The 16,986-nt window shown below is 72.9% G+C and carries 17 protein-coding genes and 1 pseudogene; 10 read left to right on the forward strand and 8 right to left on the reverse strand.

Features of this window, described 5'->3' with window-relative positions:
- Positions 1-5: 5 nt before the first annotated feature.
- Complete coding sequence (locus AC5L35_RS01950) at positions 6-716, reverse strand: FadR/GntR family transcriptional regulator (RefSeq protein ID WP_495057756.1); 711 nt, start codon at positions 714-716, stop codon at positions 6-8.
- Between the two features lie 119 nt (positions 717-835).
- On the opposite strand from AC5L35_RS01950, the gene AC5L35_RS01955 reads away from it, so the two are divergent.
- The 3 genes from AC5L35_RS01955 to pdxR all read left to right on the forward strand — a co-directional run bounded on the left by AC5L35_RS01955 (position 836) and on the right by pdxR (position 5,101).
- Positions 836-2,038, forward strand: a complete 1,203-nt coding sequence (locus AC5L35_RS01955) for a CaiB/BaiF CoA transferase family protein (RefSeq protein WP_495057757.1) — start codon at positions 836-838, stop codon at positions 2,036-2,038.
- A gap of 5 nt (positions 2,039-2,043) precedes the next feature.
- On the forward strand, positions 2,044-3,549 hold the full coding sequence (locus tag AC5L35_RS01960) for a carboxyl transferase domain-containing protein (protein ID WP_495057758.1): 1,506 nt from the start codon (positions 2,044-2,046) through the stop codon (positions 3,547-3,549).
- Positions 3,550-3,688: 139 nt separating this feature from the next.
- On the forward strand, positions 3,689-5,101 hold the full coding sequence (gene pdxR / locus AC5L35_RS01965; RefSeq protein ID WP_495057759.1) for a MocR-like pyridoxine biosynthesis transcription factor PdxR: 1,413 nt from the start codon (positions 3,689-3,691) through the stop codon (positions 5,099-5,101).
- A gap of 18 nt (positions 5,102-5,119) precedes the next feature.
- Here pdxR and AC5L35_RS01970 read toward each other — a convergent pair whose 3' ends face one another.
- Positions 5,120-5,461 (reverse strand): hypothetical protein, encoded by a 342-nt coding sequence (locus AC5L35_RS01970; RefSeq protein WP_495057760.1) that lies wholly within the window; start codon positions 5,459-5,461, stop codon positions 5,120-5,122.
- 58 nt (positions 5,462-5,519) lie between these two features.
- Positions 5,520-6,422: a polysaccharide deacetylase family protein gene (locus AC5L35_RS01975; RefSeq protein ID WP_495057761.1), complete on the reverse strand. Its 903-nt coding sequence runs from the start codon at positions 6,420-6,422 to the stop codon at positions 5,520-5,522.
- Positions 6,423-6,691: 269 nt separating this feature from the next.
- Here AC5L35_RS01975 and AC5L35_RS01980 point away from each other — a divergent pair, with 269 nt between their 5' ends.
- Together AC5L35_RS01980 and AC5L35_RS01985 are read left to right on the forward strand one after the other, a co-directional pair.
- Positions 6,692-7,399, forward strand: coding sequence for a universal stress protein (locus AC5L35_RS01980; protein WP_495057762.1), 708 nt, complete (start codon positions 6,692-6,694; stop codon positions 7,397-7,399).
- Between the two features lie 79 nt (positions 7,400-7,478).
- A complete protein-coding gene (locus AC5L35_RS01985) occupies positions 7,479-7,664 on the forward strand; it encodes a DUF1918 domain-containing protein (protein WP_169395103.1) in 186 nt (61 codons plus the stop codon).
- 97 nt (positions 7,665-7,761) lie between these two features.
- Here the strand turns inward: AC5L35_RS01985 and AC5L35_RS01990 are convergent, their stop codons facing one another.
- From AC5L35_RS01990 to AC5L35_RS02000, 3 genes are all read right to left on the reverse strand, one after another.
- Entirely contained in the window at positions 7,762-8,931 is a 1,170-nt protein-coding gene (locus AC5L35_RS01990; RefSeq protein ID WP_495057763.1) for an amidohydrolase family protein, read from the reverse strand.
- Between the two features lie 158 nt (positions 8,932-9,089).
- Positions 9,090-9,287, reverse strand: a complete 198-nt coding sequence (locus tag AC5L35_RS01995; protein WP_495057764.1) for a CsbD family protein — start codon at positions 9,285-9,287, stop codon at positions 9,090-9,092.
- A 118-nt stretch (positions 9,288-9,405) separates the two neighbouring features.
- Entirely contained in the window at positions 9,406-9,903 is a 498-nt protein-coding gene (locus tag AC5L35_RS02000; protein WP_495057765.1) for an STAS domain-containing protein, read from the reverse strand.
- A 437-nt stretch (positions 9,904-10,340) separates the two neighbouring features.
- Between AC5L35_RS02000 and nhaA the strand changes: the two genes are divergently transcribed.
- A complete protein-coding gene (nhaA, locus tag AC5L35_RS02005; RefSeq protein ID WP_495057766.1) occupies positions 10,341-11,651 on the forward strand; it encodes a Na+/H+ antiporter NhaA in 1,311 nt (436 codons plus the stop codon).
- 53 nt (positions 11,652-11,704) lie between these two features.
- Positions 11,705-12,838 carry an AI-2E family transporter gene (locus tag AC5L35_RS02010; protein ID WP_495057767.1) on the forward strand — a complete coding sequence of 378 codons (1,134 nt, stop codon included), beginning with the start codon at positions 11,705-11,707 and terminating at the stop codon, positions 12,836-12,838.
- Positions 12,839-12,874: 36 nt separating this feature from the next.
- Here the strand turns inward: AC5L35_RS02010 and AC5L35_RS02015 are convergent, their stop codons facing one another.
- Positions 12,875-13,225 (reverse strand): hypothetical protein, encoded by a 351-nt coding sequence (locus AC5L35_RS02015; RefSeq protein WP_495057768.1) that lies wholly within the window; start codon positions 13,223-13,225, stop codon positions 12,875-12,877.
- Positions 13,226-13,626: 401 nt separating this feature from the next.
- Between AC5L35_RS02015 and AC5L35_RS02020 the strand changes: the two are divergent.
- Together AC5L35_RS02020 and AC5L35_RS02025 are read left to right on the forward strand one after the other, a co-directional pair.
- Positions 13,627-14,145, forward strand: a pseudogene (locus tag AC5L35_RS02020) (MFS transporter); the annotation flags it as partial.
- Positions 14,146-14,236: 91 nt separating this feature from the next.
- Complete coding sequence (locus tag AC5L35_RS02025) at positions 14,237-14,605, forward strand: hypothetical protein (protein WP_495058092.1); 369 nt, start codon at positions 14,237-14,239, stop codon at positions 14,603-14,605.
- 21 nt (positions 14,606-14,626) lie between these two features.
- Here the strand turns inward: AC5L35_RS02025 and AC5L35_RS02030 are convergent, their stop codons facing one another.
- Entirely contained in the window at positions 14,627-16,264 is a 1,638-nt protein-coding gene (locus AC5L35_RS02030) for a phytoene desaturase family protein (protein ID WP_495057769.1), read from the reverse strand.
- A 106-nt stretch (positions 16,265-16,370) separates the two neighbouring features.
- On the opposite strand from AC5L35_RS02030, the gene AC5L35_RS02035 reads away from it, so the two are divergent.
- Positions 16,371-16,979: a TetR/AcrR family transcriptional regulator gene (locus AC5L35_RS02035; protein ID WP_495057770.1), complete on the forward strand. Its 609-nt coding sequence runs from the start codon at positions 16,371-16,373 to the stop codon at positions 16,977-16,979.
- The last annotated feature ends 7 nt before the right edge of the window (positions 16,980-16,986 follow it).

Raw genomic sequence — 16,986 nt, forward strand, 5'->3', positions numbered from 1 at the left:
CGGACTCAGCTCTTCCGCAGCAGCGCCACGTCCGACACCGCGGCGATGTGGGCGCCCATCGCGGCCGCGGCAGCGGCGGCGTCGCCCGAACGGATCGCGTCGGCCACCGTCTGGTGTCCGGCCAGCGACTGCTCCGGGCGTCCCGGCTGGGAGAGCGACTCGATGCGGCTCTCGCGCACCAGTTCGGAGATCTTCACCATCAGGTCCGCGAGCAGCCCGGAGTGTGCGGCCGCGGTGACGGCGGCGTGGAAGCGCTCGTCCCCGCTCACGCCGCGACCGCCCCGGGCGACCTCGCGGGCCATGTCGTCGAGGGCGCCGTCGATCGCGGCGAGGTCGACCTCCGTGCGGCGCTGGGCGGCCAGTGCCGCCAGCTGCACCTCCAGCGCCTCCCGGGCCTCGATCACCTCGCGGAGCTGGTTACGCCGGGCGTCCAGCGCGGCGAGCACCTGCTGGCGCGGAGGGACGTCGAGGATCACCGCTCCGTCGCCGTGGCGCACGTCGATGACGCCCTGCACCTCCAGCGCGATGAGGGCCTGGCTCACCGAGGCGCGACTCACCGCGAGCTGGGCCGCGAGCTCACGCTCCGGCGGCAGCCGGTCACCGGGTTGGAGACCCTCGGCGCTGATGTGGTCGAGCAGGCGCTCGACCAGCTGCTCGTAGAGCCGCGGCCGGCTGAAGGGGCGCAAGGACTGACCGCGCTTCGGTGCAGCGGGCACAGGAATCGGCTCCTCCACATGCTGGGTGGGCAGGAGTATATTCCTCTTATTGGCTAGTCCACTGAGCCACCAGACCTCTCCTCGAGGCCTCGGCGCGCACCGACACGAGGGAGCACCGCATGTCCGCCCCGCTCGACGGCCTGACCGTGATCGATCTCAGCCGAGCCCTGGCCGGCCCGCACGCGACGATGATGTTGGGCGACCTGGGAGCGCGCATCATCAAGATCGAGACGCCCGCGGGCGGCGACGACACCCGGGGCTGGGGACCTCCCTTCGTCGGCGACGCCGAGCACGGCGTGGAGTCGACCTACTTCCTGTCGGCCAACCGCAACAAGGAGTCGATCGCGCTCGACCTCAAGTCCGACGAGGGGCACGCCGCCCTCGTCTCCCTCGTCCGCCGCGCCGACGTGCTGGTGGAGAACTTCCGCACCGGCGTGCTCGACCGGCTCGGGTTCGGGATCCAGGAGCTGCACCGGCTCAACCCGCGCCTCGTGGTCCTGTCGATCTCCGGCTTCGGCCACGACGGGCCCGAGGGCGGCCGCGCCGGCTACGACCAGATCGCGCAGGGCGAGGCCGGGCTGATGTCCGTCACCGGGTCGGGTCCGGGTGATCCGCAGCGCGTCGGGGTGCCGATCGCCGACATCCTCGCGGGTATGTACGGCGCGTACGGGGTGCTCGCCGCGTTGCGCGAGCGCGACCGGACGGGGGTCGGCACGGTGGTCCGCACCTCGCTGCTCGCGGCCGTCGTCGGCGTGCACGGCTTCCAGGGCACGGCCTGGACGGTCGCCGGTGAGGTGGGCCAGGCCCGCGGCAACCACCACCCGTCGATCTCCCCCTACGGCCTGTTCCACTGCAAGGAGGGCGCGGTCCAGATCTCCTGCGGCAGCGAGGGCCTGTGGCGACGGCTGTGCACGGAGTTCGGGCTCGACCCCGCCGCCGAGGGGCTGCGCACCAACGGCGACCGCGTCCGCCATCCCGACCTCGTCCGCAAGGTCGTCGAGGACGCCTTCGCCGAGGACGAGCCCGACGCGCTGCTGGTCCGCCTCGCCCGCGCGGGAGTGCCGGCGGGCCGGCTCCGCTCGATCGACGAGGTCTACGCGTGGGACCAGACCGCCAGCCAGGGCCTGCTCGTCGACGTCGAGCACGCCACCCTCGGCCGGCTCACCCTCCCCGGTCCCCCGCTGCGGTTCTTCGACGGCGACGACCGGGAACGGCCGCGCCGGAGCCACAGCGCCCCGCCGACCCTCGACCAGCACGGCCCCGCGCTGCGCGCCGAGCTCGGCCTGGACCCGGCCGTCCCGGGCGAGGGGGCACGACAATGACCGCCGTGACATCCACCGGGGCGGCATCCACCGGGGCGGACGCCCTGATCGCCACGGTGCTCGACGCCGGGTCGTTCCGCAGCTGGGACTCGCCACCGGTCGCGGTGTCGACCGACCCGCACTACCTCGCCGAGCTGGCGGCCGCCCGTGCCCGCAGCGGCACCGACGAGTCCGTGATCACCGGGGAAGGCCGCATCGACGGTCGCCGGGTCGCCGTGCTCTGCAGCGAGTTCACCTTCCTCGGCGGCTCCATCGGGGTGGCCGCGTCGGAGCGGCTCGTCCGGGCTATCGAACGCGCCACGGCCGAACGGCTGCCGTTGCTCGCCGCCACCGCGTCCGGCGGCACGCGCATGCAGGAGGGCACCCTCGCGTTCCTGCGCATGGCGACGATCACCGCCGCCGTGACCGCCCACAAGGCGGCGGGCCTGCCCTACCTGGTCTACCTGCGCCACCCCACCACCGGCGGCGTGTTCGCCTCGTGGGGCTCCCTCGGCCACATGACGGTCGCCGAACCCCACGCGCTGATCGGCTTCCTCGGTCCGAAGGTCTTCTCCGCCCTGCACGGCGAGCGGTTCCCGTCCGGCGTGCAGACCGCGGAGAACCTGCACGCCCACGGGCTCGTCGACGCGGTGCTGGCGCCGGATGACCTCGCCGGGGTCGTCGCGCACGTACTCGCGCTCCTGGACCCTCCCCAGCCGGGAACGCCACCGGCCCTCCCCCCGTCACAGCGGCCGGTGGCGCCCGAGCCCACGGCCTGGCAGGCGATCACCGCCACCCGCAGGCCCGACCGGCCCGGCGTCCACGACGTGCTGCGGCTGGCCACGGTCGACCACCTCGCACTGGCCGGTACCGGGGAGGGAGAGGCGAGCGACGGGCTGCTGCTCGCGCTGGCCCGGTTCGGCGCGCAGCCCTGCGTGCTGCTCGGGCAGGACCGGGGCGCCCAGGCCCGCACCCCGCTCGGCCCGGCCGACCTGCGCGTCGCCCGCCGGGGGATGCGGCTGGCCACCGACCTGCGGCTGCCGCTGGTCACGATGATCGACACCCCGGGCGCCGCCCTGGGCCCCGCCGCCGAGGAGGGTGGCCTCGCAGGCGAGATCGCGCGCTGCATCGCCGACCTCATCGACCTGCCGGTACCGACGGTGTCGGTGCTGCTCGGGCAGGGCACCGGCGGAGGGGCATTGGCCCTGCTGCCCGCAGACCGGGTGGTCGCAGCGGGCAACGCCTGGCTCGCCCCCCTGCCGCCGGAGGGCGCCGCCGCGATCCTGCACGGCGACGCGTCCCGCGCACCCGAGGTTGCGGAGCTGCAGGGAGTGCGGGCCGGTGACCTCCACCGTGCGGGCGCCGTCGACACCGTCGTCCCCGAACTCCCGGACGCCGCGGTCGAGCCGGGTGCGTTCAGCCGGCGCATCGCCGCGGCGATCGAGGCGGAGGTACGCCGGCTGCGACCCACGGACGGAGCCCGCCTGACGGCCCGGGTGGATCGGTTGCGGCGTCTGGGGCTGCCTGCCTGACACCGGTCGGAACCGCCGGCCGGTGCTCAGCAGTTCCGGGGATCCGCTGCGCCGATGAAGCAGGATTGAACCGGATTGGCCCACAGTTCGTCGTGCCATAAACATGGGGGATGAATCGACCTTCTGTAGGTGCAATTCGGTGGGGAATTCGTGGGTCAATCTGACAGAGCAACTCGGTTCGGACGTACAACGGGAGCTGGCCGGCCGGGGGAGCCGGCGCGCCGCGCTCATCAGGGCGCTTCGGGAGGCCGTCCGCTCGGGACGGCTCGCGCCGGGCAGCCGCCTGCCCCCGTACCGGTCGGTCGCGGCCGAGCTGGGGCTGGCGCGCAACACCGTCGCGGACGCCTACGCGGAGCTCGTCGCGGAGGGGTGGCTCACCGCCCGGCAGGGAGCGGGTACGCAGGTCGCGCGACGCGCCACACCACCCGTCCCACGACAGGACGGCGAGGCGGCACCGGTGGCGGCGGCGCCACGGCCGCGCCCGGTGCACAACCTCGGGCAGGGGCAACCCGACGCGTTCTCGTTCCCGCGCAGCGCCTGGCTCTCCTCGGGGCGGCGGGCGCTGGCGACGGCACCCGGCGACGCGTTCGGTCCGGGTGACCCCCGCGGGCGGATCGAGCTGCGTGAGGCACTGGCCGAATACCTCGTGCGGGCCCGTGGGGTGCGCACCACGCCCGACCGGCTCATCATCTGTTCCGGCTTCGGCCACGCGCTGCAACTGCTGTTCGACGGGGCTGCGGACCGTCCGCTCGCCGTCGAGTCCTACGGGCACGCGTTGCACCGCGCACCCGTGACCACCGTGCCGCTCGGTGTCGACGACGACGGTGCGCGGGTCGAGGAGCTCGGCCGCCACCAGCAGGTGCACCACGTTCTGCTCACACCTGCCCACCAGTTCCCCACCGGCGGCCCGCTGGCACCGCCCCGGCGGCAGTGGGTCCTCGACTGGGCGGGTTCCCGTGACGGGCTCATCATCGAGGACGACTACGACGGGGAGCTGCGCTACGACCGCCATCCGGTGGGTGCCCTCCAGGGGCTGGACCCCGAACACGTCGTGTACATCGGCTCGGCAGGCGCGGCCCTCTCGCCGGGTGTGTGCGTGACCTGGATGGCCCTTCCCGAACGGCTCGTGGAACCCGTGCTCGCCGCCCAGGTCGGCCAGGAGGCATGTGCCTGTGTCCTGACCCAGCTCACGCTCGCCGACTTCATCGCCTCCGGCTCCTACGAGCGACACGTCCGCCGGATGCGTCAGCGCTACCGCCGTCGTCGCGACCAGCTCGTCACGGCCGTCGCCGAGCGGGGCGGCCGGCTGCGGCCCAGCGGGATCGCCGCGGGCCTGCAACTGGTGCTGCGACTGCCGCCGGGTACGGAACGGACGCTCGTGGAGGCGGCGGCCGCAGCCGGGATCGCCCTCGACGGGCTGTCCGCGTTCCGCCACCCGGACGCATCGACGGCGGCGGTGGACGGCCTGGTCGTCGGCTACGGCGGCCCGTCCGACCAGGCTTTCGACGCCGCGGTGGACGCGCTGTGCCGCGTGCTGGCCGAACACACCTGACCGGGGCCGCGTACGAGGTCAGTCGGCCTCGGCCGCACCCCGGTCCAGCAGGTGGCCGAGCTCCTCGAGACGGGACCGCACCTCGCCGTCGGGCTGCTCGGCCGCCACGGCGAGGGTGCGGTCGGCGAGGCGGCGCATCAGGTCGGCGAGGACGGCGCTGTCGGGGGCGTCGCTCTCCAGCTCGCCGCGCAGCTCGGCCAGCATCGCCCCGATCTCCTGCAACGCGACGGCCGCGGTGCCGTCCAACCGTTCCTGCCAGCGTTGCACCTCGACCAGACCGCCTGCGATGCCGAGCGCGAACGGCCCGGACTGCAGGGCGCTGGTCGTGAGCTCCAGGTCGTGTTCCACCGGGTCGGCCATGCAAGTGCCGATACCCGGTCGGGCGGCCCGGGAACCCGCTGTCGCCCGAACGCGGTGATCACCCCGGCGGGGTGAGCTGTGCCCTGGCCACCTCCGCGATCCGGGCGTGGGTGGCGAACCAGACTCCGGTGTGCCCGCAGATGTGCGCGAGCAGCTCACGCAGGACCACGAGCCGGGACCGGTGGCCGATGATGTGGGGGTGCAGGGTGAGCTGGAACAGCCCGCCCTCCGCGTAGGCGGCGTCGAACTCGTCACGCCAGATCTCCAGCAGGGCCCGCGGCGGGGTGTAGGGCCGCAGCGCGCCGTAGCGCTCCATCATCAGGTACGGGGCGTCGTCGCGGATCCACTCCACCGGGATCTCGACGATGCCCGTCCGCCGTCCGGCGGCCACCAGTTCGTAGGGCTCGTCGTCGGCCATCAGCGAGGAGTCGTAGCCCAGCCCGAGCTGCTCGATGATTGCCAGCGTCCGGTCGGAGAAGTCCCAGCTCGGAGTGCGGATGCCGACCGGACGCACCCCGCTCAGCATCTCCAGGACCTCGATCGCACGGGCGGTGAGGTCCAGCTCGGCAGCGGCCTCCAGCGTCATGTTGCGTTCGTGGATCCAGCCGTGCACGCCGACCTCGTGCCCGCCCGCGACGTAGGCGGTGACCTCGTCGGGGTGCAGCAGCGCCGACACCGCCGGCATGAAGAAGCTGGCCGGGACGCCGAACTCGGCGAGCAGCGCGAGCACCTTCGGCGCGGCCACCCGCGCGCCGTACTCGCCCTGGGAGAGCTTTCCCGGCCGGGTCTCGCCGTCGCGCAGCGGGATCGTCTCGTGGTCGGGGTCGAAGGAGATCGCCACCGCGACCCGGGCGCCGCCCGGCCAGCTCTCCGGCACCAGCCGGGCCCCGGCGCGCACGCGGTCGACGTGCCCTCGCCACGTGGTCTCGTCCCATTGCCACGGCTGCGGTTCCGCGGTCACGGGGTGTTCTCCCGGAACGAACTGCTGATCGGCGCGCCGCTCATCCGATCACTCTGCGGCGCCGGGTTTCCCCGGTCAAGGCGGGTCGGGGGCGGGCTCCTCCGGTGCGGCCGCCGCGCTACGTGACGAGCTTCTGCCCGCTCGGGCGCCTGCCGCAGCCGATCGGGTGGAGGGGGTCGCCGGACGGTTGCAGCGGGTCGTCCCGGGGGCGCGGGTTCCCACCATCATGTAATGGACCAGGACCCGCCCTCCGGAGGAAGGTCCCAGTAGTGAGCGTCCACGTGACCACCCTGCCGATCCGACACGCCGATCCCGTGGAGCGCGGTGGCGTGGTGGTCGTTTGCGACAGCTCGGGAGCACCGGACTGGGTGGTGCAGTGGTGCCGGCGGTCCGGCCGGTGGCTGCGCCGCCAGCACCTCCCGGCGGCCGCACCCGGCGACTTCCCGGCGTCGGCGCAGCGCATCAGCACGATCGCCGAGACCGCGGCGGACGCGGCCCGCCGGGGCGTCGCCGTCCTCGCCGTCGTCTCCGCGCCCGGCAGCGCCGCCCGCTCGGGGCCGCGCCGGGTCGTCGCCGCCGTGCAGTCCCTGCCCGACGACGCGCCCGTGCTGGCGGCCGCCGTCACCGCAGCCCAGCAGATGGGTGCGGAACTGGTCGTCGCGCACGGGGTGCCCACCTCGTACGGCGCGCGCAGCGTCGGGCTCGACGCCGCGCTCGACCGCGCCCACCACCTCCTCGACCAGGCCGCGGCCGACGTGCTCGACGCCGCCCCGCGGCTCACCGTGGAGCAGCGGCTGCTCCGCGTCCACCCGCACGAGATGGTCGGCGAGGGGCTCGACGCCGACCTCCTGGTCGTCGGCGGACCGCGTTCGTCCCCGCCCGGCCCGCTCGGGCTCGTCGCCTGCAGCGCTCTGCACCACGCGCCGTGCTCGGTGCTGCTCACCCCGCGAGCCCCACTGCCCAACCACGGTTCCTGAGGATCGAAGGCCCTTCGGCCTTGTCGGCGGCCCGGCGCGGTCCCAGACTTGGCACGGCACCAGTGGAGGAGGACGCGCGATGCGTTGCTGCACGGGAGACCAGATCGTCGTCGAGACCACCACGCTCGACACCCGCCCTCGACGGGGTGAGGTGGTCGAGGTGATCGGCGACGGCGAGCGGGAGCACTACCGGGTCCGCTGGCAGGACGGCCACGAGTCGGTCTACTTCCCCGGCCCGGACGCCCGGGTGGTGTCGGAGGGCTGACGCCCAACCCGTCCCCCCGGCTACGCGACGAACCCACGCCCTCTGCGAGGAGCGGCTGGGTGGGGTGCGGGCGCACTCCGCCCGCGAGTCGCCCGTTTCACGCCCCCGACTCGCCCGAAACCGGCGCCCCGGCCTCCAGCGCGTAGACGCGCCGCGCGTTCCCCGCGCCGACCATCTCGGCGACCCGCACGGCGTCGGCCGGGGACCAGTCGCCCGCTGACACCCACTCGCCCAGGAGGTCGGTCATCGCGCGGCGCCACAGCACTGCGCCGAGGTGGTGCAGCTCCGGGGGGCCCCACGCGTCGGAGGAGAAGAGCACCTTGGCGAACGGCGCCACCTCGAGCGACTCGGCGACCACCGTGCGGCTCCGTGAGCCCGTGTAGTTGATCGCCAGCCCGACGTCGAGGTAGACGTGCGGGAACGCGGCGGCGAGGTAGGCCGCCGTGCGGTGGTACGGGTAGCAGTGCAGCAGCATGATCGGCACCTGGCGGTCCTGTACCCGGCGCAGGAATCCGGTCATCAACGACGGGTCGCAGCGGTGCAGGGTGAGGTCGGTGTCGCCGTAGCCGACGTGGAACTGCAGCGGGAGCCCCCGTTCCACACCCGCCCAGAGCAGGTGGCGCAGCAACACCGCGTCGGTGAGTCGTCCCCCGGCCCGCAGCCACTGCCCGGCGGCTCGCCGCACCTCGCCCGGATCGGGAGACTCGGGATCGAAGTCGAGTCCGTACCGGTAGGCGATCACGGACTTCAGCCCGACGGCGTCGCGCGCCCGCTCGTCGAGGGCGGCGGCGAACGCGGCGGCGAAGCCGGACGCGTCGGTGCCCGCCGCCGCCACGTCCTCGGCCACCGACTCCAGCCGCACGACCTCCTCGGCCGACACCGGCTCGGTGGGCGTGCTCGCGGCACTGGCCATCTCCGCGGGCCCGAGAATCTCGTCGGCGCGGTAGCCGGTCTCCACGAGGAAGCACCCGATGCCGCTCGCCGTCAGGAACCGGCGGGTCACCTCGGCGGCGCCGAGCACGCGGCGCCGCTCCAGGTAGTCGGGCACGTCGACGTGCGGGGGCAGGTCGAGCACCGGGGCACACCAGCGGCGGACGGCGAAGCCGATCTGCGAGTCCAGGTGCGAGGTGCCCGCAGGCGCGGGCCAGGAGGACTCGGAGAGCCCGGCAGCGAGACCGGCGGCGTCGAGAGCGCCGCTCGCCGCGCCGTGGACGTGGTGATCCACGAGCCGCAACGAGTCGACAGCCGCCGCAACCGGGTCCGTCATGGCCAATCCCCCTGATCGACGTGCTGGGAGATCAGCAGACCGCCGTGCGCCGAGCACGTCAAGGACGCGGCTGGGCGCGGCCCGGCCCGACCCGTCCTCACCTGCGGAGGCTGCGCTCCTGCGTCCGCGAGATCACAGCGCGGGCCGGGCAGCTGAGGTCAGCGACGGCGACCGCGACGGCCCCGCCCGCGGAACATGTCCTTGACCTTCTCGCCCGTCTGCTTGAGGTTGCCCTTCACCTCGTCCGATCTGCCCTCGGACCGCAGGCGCCTGTCACCGGTGACCTCTCCGGTGTTCCGCTTGAAGCGTCCACGCAGTTCCTGGGCCTTGTTGCCGAGCTTGTTCGAGAAGCTCACAACAGCCACCTCCTTGGCGACACCGGCGCGCGGACCCGTGCCCGTGAGACCGGCTCGTCCGCGGAGTACCACGGATAGGGACCCGTCAGCTCCCCCATTCCGGTGAGACCACGGGTTCCTACGACCCCGAGACAGGACGACGCGACTGGGCCGGGATGAACACGGTGCGCTGCGGCATGTCGCCGGCTCTGCGGCGACGGCTCCCCCAGTCACCGCGATGACGGCCCGACGTGGGTGGGGTGCAGTCGGCCTGCCGGGGCAGCGTGTCGTGGGGGTCGATGATGTCGAGGCACCGCAGGACCTGCCGGCTGCAACCGACCACCCGGAACGCGACGGCGTGACGGGTGGCGGCGCTCGCCACCTCCAGGAGCGCGGAGAGGCCACGCGCACCGACGAAGGTCACCGACGACAGGTCGACGACGAGGCTCGAGAGGCCCGGGGTGGTCCGGAGCTGTTCGGTCAGGCAGTGGGTCATCGCCGGCTCGGTGAACAGGTCGATCTCGCCGCTGACGTGCACGGTCACTTCCGTCGGTGGCCCGCTCACGCTGACGAGCCGGATCCGCGCGGTGTCGATTCCTGGTGACGGCGCCTCTCGACCGCCTGCGAACACATCCATGACACACCCGCACTTCCCGGCCTCGCCGGAGGAGGCCATCGTCCCGCGTGAGAAGGGCCAGGAGACTCGGAGCCGACAGCTTCGGTGGCAGTCCGCGAACCTCGTACCCGACGAGCTCCGAGCCAGGTCGCTCCGGATGCTGTGGTGATCCGGAGCGGCTTGTCCAGCGGACGCGGAGCAGGGGCCAGGCCTGCGTCGTGGCCTGACTGTAGCGGCGTCCACCCCGTCTGAACAGGGCGAACCGGTTCCGCCACCGGTCGGCGCAAGCCCCTCACGCCCGGTCGTCGCACGCTCCGCGGCCGCCGACCGTCCCTGCGGCCTACCGGCGGCCGCCCGGTGTTCCGTCCGGGTGTTCCGTCCGGGTGGGCCCTACGATGACGGTCGGTGTGCCGGGAAGTCTGGTCGGCGATCTCGTTCCCGACCCCTGCGGAGGATCAGTGACCACACCAGCCGGCCGCCCGACGCCCCGCCTGTTCGGCCGGGGTAGCTGGCCGGAGGTCAGCCGGGTCGCCGACATCCTGCGCACCGAGACCGTGGGTGGCGCTCTGCTGGTCGGTGCCGCGGTCATCGCGCTCGTGTGGGCGAACTCGCCGTGGTCCGGCGTCTACAGCAGCCTCGCGGGGCTGCGGGTCGGCCCGGTCGCGCTGCATCTCGACCTGACACTGGCCGAGTGGGCGGCCGACGGTCTGCTGGCGATCTTCTTCTTCGTGGCCGGGCTGGAGCTCAAACGCGAGTTCGTCGCCGGCGACCTGCGCGACCCCCGGGTCGCGGCGTTGCCGGTCGCCGCCGCCGTCGGGGGCATGGCCGCCCCCGCCGTGATCTACGTGGCGATCAACGCAGGCGCGGGCGACGGGGCACTGGCCGGATGGGCCGTCCCCACCGCCACCGACATCGCCTTCGCACTCGCCGTGCTGGCCGTCATCGCCACCCACCTCCCGTCGGCACTGCGGACGTTCCTGCTCACCCTCGCCGTGGTCGACGACCTCCTCGCGATCACGATCATCGCCGTCTTCTACACCGATTCCCTGCAGCCGGTCCCGCTCGCACTGGCCCTGCTGCCGCTGGGGCTGTTCACGGTGCTGGTGCAACGCCGGGTCCGGTCCTGGTGGCTGCTGCTGCCTCTCGCCGCGGCCACGTGGGCGCTCGTGCACGCCTCCGGGGTGCACGCCACCGTGGCCGGGGTGCTGCTCGGGTTCGCCGTGCCGGTGGTCCGGCGCACGGACGGCCCCGGCCCGGGCCTGGCCGAGCACTTCGAGCACCGCTTCCGCCCGATCTCGGCGGGGTTCGCCGTTCCGGTCTTCGCCTTCTTCGCAGCCGGGGTGTCCGTGCTGGGGGCCGGAGGGCTCGGCTCGAGCCTCGCCGACAGCGTCACGCTCGGCGTCGTCATCGCCCTGCTGGTCGGCAAACCGATCGGGGTGCTCGGCGCGACGTGGACCGTGCAGCGCTTCACCCGGGCCGCCCTCGACGACGGCCTGTCGTGGTGGGACGTGCTCGGGCTCGCCCTGCTCGCGGGGATCGGGTTCACCGTGTCCCTGCTGATCGGCGAGCTCGCCTTCGGCGCGGGCACCGAACGCGACGACCACGTCAAGATCGGGGTGCTGGCCGGCTCGCTGCTGTCGGCGCTCCTGGCCACGGTGGTGCTGCGCATCCGCAACCGTTACTACCGCCGCATCCGCGCCGCCGAGGAACTCGACACCGACGCCGACGGCGTGCCGGACGTCTATCAGGACGATTCGGGCCGCGGCTAGGCCGGAGCCGGGCGCACTGTTTGCGCTGCACCGTTGCGGTGAACTCCGGCCCGGTGACCGATGCGAGAACCGAGGAAGCCGAATCCCGGGTTCCGGTGCGGACGATCCTGACCACGATCGGCCTGGTGCTGGCCACCGGCATCGCGGTGCTGCTGGTGATGCGGGTCGAACGCGTACTGATCTGGATGGTCGTGGCCCTGTTCTTCGCGGTCGCTCTATATCCCGCGGTCGACCGGGTGCAGCGACACGTCACCCGAGGCCGCCGGTCGCTCGCCACGCTGCTGGTGTTCGTTCTCGTGCTCGTCGTGCTGGGTGGGTTGCTCGCGGTGTTCGCGGTGCCGCTGGCGCGGGAGGGCACGCAGGTCGCGGGGCAGCTACCCGCCATGATCGCCGACGCCCGCGCGGGCCGCGGCCCGGTGGGGGACCTGCTCACGCGTGTCCACGCCCTGGAATGGGTGCAGAACAACCAGGACCGGATCCGCGAGTTCGCCACGGGACTCGGCACACCTGCGCTCGGCGTGGTGCAGGCGGCCAGCACGGCGGTCGTCGCCACCGTCACGATCTTCGTGCTGGCCTACCTCGCCGTCCTCGAAGGCCCGAAGGCCGTCGCCGGGTCGCTGGCCCTGTTCCCGCCGCACCGCGCTGAACGGATCCGCAGGGTCACCCACGACTGCGCGCAGACGGTCACCGGCTACATCACCGGCAACCTGCTGATCAGCGTGATCTGCGGACTGCTGACCTACGCCGTCCTCAAGGTCGTCGGAGTGCCCTTCGCCGGGCTGATCGCGCTCTTCGTCGCCATCACCGACCTGATCCCGCTGATCGGCGCCACGATCGGAGCGGTCGTCGCCACGATCGCGGGGTTCGTGCACTCCGTGCCCGCCGGGATCGCGGTCATCGTGTTCTTCGTGCTCTACCAGCAGTTGGAGAACCACCTGCTGCAGCCGCTCATCTTCGCCCGCACGGTCAAGCTCAACCCGCTCACCGTTCTCGTGGCGATCCTCGTGGCGGTGGAGCTGGCCGGGATCCTCGGTGCCCTGCTCGCCATTCCCGCGGCCGGCATCATCCAGGTGATCCTGCGTGACGTCTGGGACCACCGCCGCGGCCGGCCCAAGCCGCAGCCCACGGTCGGCCCGGACCAGGTACCCGTCGACCAGGCAGGGCGACCGGCGACGACGGCGGGCTGAGGCGCAGGCCACCCCGCGCCCCGCCCGGCGATCGGGTCAGGCGCCCGCGCCCGCCCCGGCGCGCCTGTCGGGCGCGGGGGGCGCCGCGGTGGCGAACTGGGCCCACATGAGGGCGTGTTCGAGCCCGCACGCGTAGTCCCGGCAGCCCGACGGTCTGCCGTAGATGATCGCCTCGGCTCCTGCCAGCTCACGGACGATGGCCTGGGACGGCACCGGGAGGCCGGTGAGTACCCCGGTCAGTGGCCCCGGGCCACCCGCGCACAACCACTCCAACGCGTCCAGCGCGCCCCGCCGGAACTGCGGAGTGCCCGCGTCCTTCCGCGCCTTCAGTGCGGCCATCTGCGCCGCCAGGGCGGCGCGTTCCCGCATCCGACCGTATCCGCTCATGATCACCTCCGGGCAACCACGGCGCGCGCCCCCCACCCGCGCAGCCCGCCCCTTCCGGATCGTCGGACGACTCTCCGAGGACGAGACAGAGAACTTGCAACGCTCACTATAGCTTCGGCCGCCGCGCGGCAGAAGCCCTACGAACACCACGGCAGGGCGCCACCTTCCCGACACTACCGAACCGCAATTCTCAACATTGTTCGGATAGTGGATCTTCACGACAATTATCGCAATTTCTTCGGGGTCGCCGCTAACAATTGCCGGACATAGGGTGCCGAGCAGCTGTCGGCAGGAAGGACCAGATAGCGGTAGGCCGAGAATCCGGAATGACCGATTCAGTGAGTACGTCGCTCACATCCGACCAGCGGAACTCTTTTCTCGCTGCCCTACTCGGCCGGACGATGGACGCGTTCGACTACTTCATCGTCGTGTTCATCTATGCCGACATCGCGCACGACTTCGGCGTATCACTGACGCGAATGGCTTTCCTGACCACGGCGACCCTGATCATGCGGCCGGTGGGCGCGATCGTGTTCGGCATCTGGGCCGACCGGCGGGGCCGACGCATCCCGCTGCTCGTCGACGTGTGCTTCTACTCGGTCGTCGGGTTCCTCTGCGCGTTCGCTCCGAACTTCACCGTGCTGCTGGTGCTGCGCCTGCTCTACGGCATCGGGATGGGCGGCGAATGGGGTCTCGGCGCCGCGCTGGCGATGGAGAAGATCCCCGTGAAGCGCCGCGGCTTCTTCTCCGGCCTGCTGCAGCAGGGCTACTCGCTGGGATACCTGCTGGCCTCGCTCGCCTCGCTGGTGGTGATCACCGCACTCGGGCTGTCCTGGCGCTGGCTGTTCGCCCTCAGCATCATCCCCGCGCTGATCAGCCTCTTCATCAGGTCGCGGGTGCGCGAGTCCGAGGTGTGGAGCGCCACCCAGGAGCGGATGCGCGCGACGAACTCCTCGTTCCGCGACGTCCTGCTCAATCCCCGTCTTCTCCGCGGTACTGGGCCTGCCGATCGTGCCGCTGTTCGCGCTCTCCCGGACGGCCGGGTTCCTGGTGCTCGGGTCGTTCCTGATGCAGGTGGTGGTGCAGGGCGCCTGGGGCGTGATTCCGGCGCACCTCACCGAGATGTCGCCCGACACCATCCGCGGCTTCCACCCCGGCGTCACCTACCAACTCGGGAACTGCCTGGCCGCGTTCAACCTGCCGATCCAGGAGAGTCTCGCCGTATCGCACGGGTACCCGTTCGCACTGGTCGCGACGGTCGTCCCGGTGCTGATCGCGGTCGCCGGGCTCGCCCTGGCAGGCAAGGAGGCGACGGGCATCGAGTTCGGCGGCAGGCTCGGGACGTCGAGGGCCGACGCCGCCCCGATCAGCGGGTCCTGAGGAGGACGCGGGCGGCCGCCGTCAGCGCAACGGCAGGAACGCCGTGACCCGGTCCTGCACCCGCTGCAGCAGCGGTGGTGCGGTAAGCCGCTGGGCCACGATGTGCCCGGATCCGCCGCCGAGGCCCGCGCCGGGGTGGGTGGAGGCACCGACCTGCCACAGGCCCGCGATCGGCGTGCGATGCGACCGGCCCGAGGGCAACGGTCGCCACAGCACGGCCTGATCGAGGTCGCAGGCGCCGCCGTACGGGTCGCCGTAGCGCGCGTTCGGGTTCGCCGCCGCGAGGTCCACCGGTGAGATGACCGTCGTGCCCAGCACCGTGTCGGTCAGACCGGGCGCGTGCGCGGCGATGCGGTCGAGCACCCGGCCCGCGTAGGCGGACGCCAGCTCCCGGGTCCAGCCGCCGGAGGTGTCCAGCTCACCGGCGGCGTCCCCGACCGGGACGAAGGGCAGTTCCTGCAGCTGGATCCACAGCGCGGCGCCGCCGTCCGGTACCCGGGAGGGATCGAGCACGTCCTGGCGTCCCACGACGACGGTCGGGACCGCGGGCAGCAGGCCGGCCTCGGCCTGCGCGCAGGCGATCGCCGTGCCGGCCGACCCGTCGGTCAGGTGGATCATCGGCACGGCCGCGAGGCGGGAGTCGTGCCAGGCAGGCGGCCCCGACAGCGCGACGTGGATCTGCATGGCGGCGCGTCCGTACCGGAACCGGGCCGCCTCGCGCCGGGCCCGCACCAGGCCGGCCACCTCGGTTCTCACCTCGGGGAGCAGCTCGCCGTACAGGGCGTCCGGCGGCACCGACGCCAGCACCGCCCGGCTCGCCCAGATCGTCTCGCCCGCGAGCCGCACTCCCATCGCCCGCCCGCCGGCCACCACGATCTCCTCGACGGGCCTGCCGAGCAGCACCTCGACGCCGAGCTCGTCGAACAGCCCCCGGAAGGCCGCGACGAAGGCTGCCGCACCGCCCTCGACCACCGGCAGTCCGACGCCGTGCAGGGTCCCGGCCAGCAGCGGCATCATCAGCCCGCCCTGCGCCTGGTCGGGTGTGAGGCCCGCGTGCAGCAGCCACGGCGTCCACAGATGGTCGACCTCGCCGCCGGTGAACCGGCTGCGCGCCCATGCCCGGCCACCGGTCACCGTGGAGCGCAGCAGTTCCTCGAGATGGCCACGGCCCAGCCTGCGCATGCTCTCCGTGAGAGCCCGCACCGTGCCCGTGGAGCGCGGCTCGGCGCCCAGCACCGCGCCGACCACGGGCAGCAGTCGATCGAGCTCGGCCAGCGCGGCCAGGTACCCACTCCGGTCGGCGGCAGTCCCGAACGCCTCGGCGGTGCGGACCGGATCGCGGTACGCCATGGTCACCCGGCCGTCGGCGGCCACGCTGGCGGTCAGCTCGTCGTCGGTGTTGCGGTAGCGGAGACCATGCCGATGCAGGTCGGCGCCGAGCGCCGCGTACGCGCCGCCGGAGACGAACAGCGGGTGCCACGACGAGTACGTGTCGTGGCGGTAGCCGGGCACCGTCAGCTCAGCGGAGTCGATGAACCCGCCGAGCCGGTCGTTCCCGTCGACGAGAGTGACCGTCCAGCCCGCCTTCGCGAGCTCCGCGGCGGCGACCATCCCGTTGATGCCGGCACCGACCACGACTGCGTCCCGCGGGCCGGTCACAACAGCTCCCGTGTCCAGCGTCCGCTCACATCCGGCCACGCTACGCCGGACCGCCGGACCAAAAGTGTACTGACTGGTACAGTCGAGTCGAGACAGGGGAGCGCCCATGAAACCGTTGCCGACCACCGAGCGCGGACGCCGCAGCCGGGCCGGGATCGTCACCGCCGCGGCGCGGCTGATGCAGGAGCGGGGCCTCGCCTCGCCGTCGATGGACGACGTGCTCGCCGCGAGCGACGCCGGGAAGTCGCAGCTCTACCACTACTTCGACGGCAAGCAGGACCTGGCCGTCGCGGTTCTGCACCACCAGTTCGAGCGCGTGATGGCAGCGCAGCCCAGCCTGGGCGACCCGGCGTGCAGTGACCTCCGGCAGTGGCGCGACGAGGTGCTCCTGGCTCACCGCGAGAGCGGTATGGGCACCTGCCCCCTCGGGGTGTTCGTCGGCCAGGTCGACCAGGACCCGGTGCTGCGCGACACCCTCGCCGATCTCTTCCGGCGCTGGCAGGACGCCATCGCGGGACTCGTCGGCCGGGCCGTCCGAGAGGGTCGGGTGCTCCCGGACACCGATCCGGCCGAGGCCGGTCGAACCCTGCTCACCGCTCTCCAGGGCGGAATCATGCTCGCCCACCTGCACGGCGAGCCGGAACCGCTGACCCGGGCTGTCGATCACGTCGTCGACGGCCTGATCGGTTCCGCTCACGCACCAGGACGCGCCTGATGCGCAC

The organism is Pseudonocardia sp. OZ21 (genome assembly GCF_059359135.1).

Excerpts from the sequence above, each read along its gene's own strand:
- AC5L35_RS01955 (WP_495057757.1), top strand. The coding sequence starts at position 836 with ATGTCCGCCCCGCTCGACGGCCTGACCGTGATCGATCTCAGCCGAGCC.
- AC5L35_RS01970 (WP_495057760.1), bottom strand. The coding sequence starts at position 5,461 with ATGGCCGACCCGGTGGAACACGACCTGGAGCTCACGACCAGCGCCCTG.
- AC5L35_RS01985 (WP_169395103.1), top strand. The coding sequence starts at position 7,479 with ATGCGTTGCTGCACGGGAGACCAGATCGTCGTCGAGACCACCACGCTC.
- AC5L35_RS01990 (WP_495057763.1), bottom strand. The coding sequence starts at position 8,931 with ATGACGGACCCGGTTGCGGCGGCTGTCGACTCGTTGCGGCTCGTGGAT.
- AC5L35_RS02000 (WP_495057765.1), bottom strand. The coding sequence starts at position 9,903 with ATGGATGTGTTCGCAGGCGGTCGAGAGGCGCCGTCACCAGGAATCGAC.
- AC5L35_RS02015 (WP_495057768.1), bottom strand. The coding sequence starts at position 13,225 with ATGAGCGGATACGGTCGGATGCGGGAACGCGCCGCCCTGGCGGCGCAG.
- AC5L35_RS02035 (WP_495057770.1), top strand. The coding sequence starts at position 16,371 with ATGAAACCGTTGCCGACCACCGAGCGCGGACGCCGCAGCCGGGCCGGG.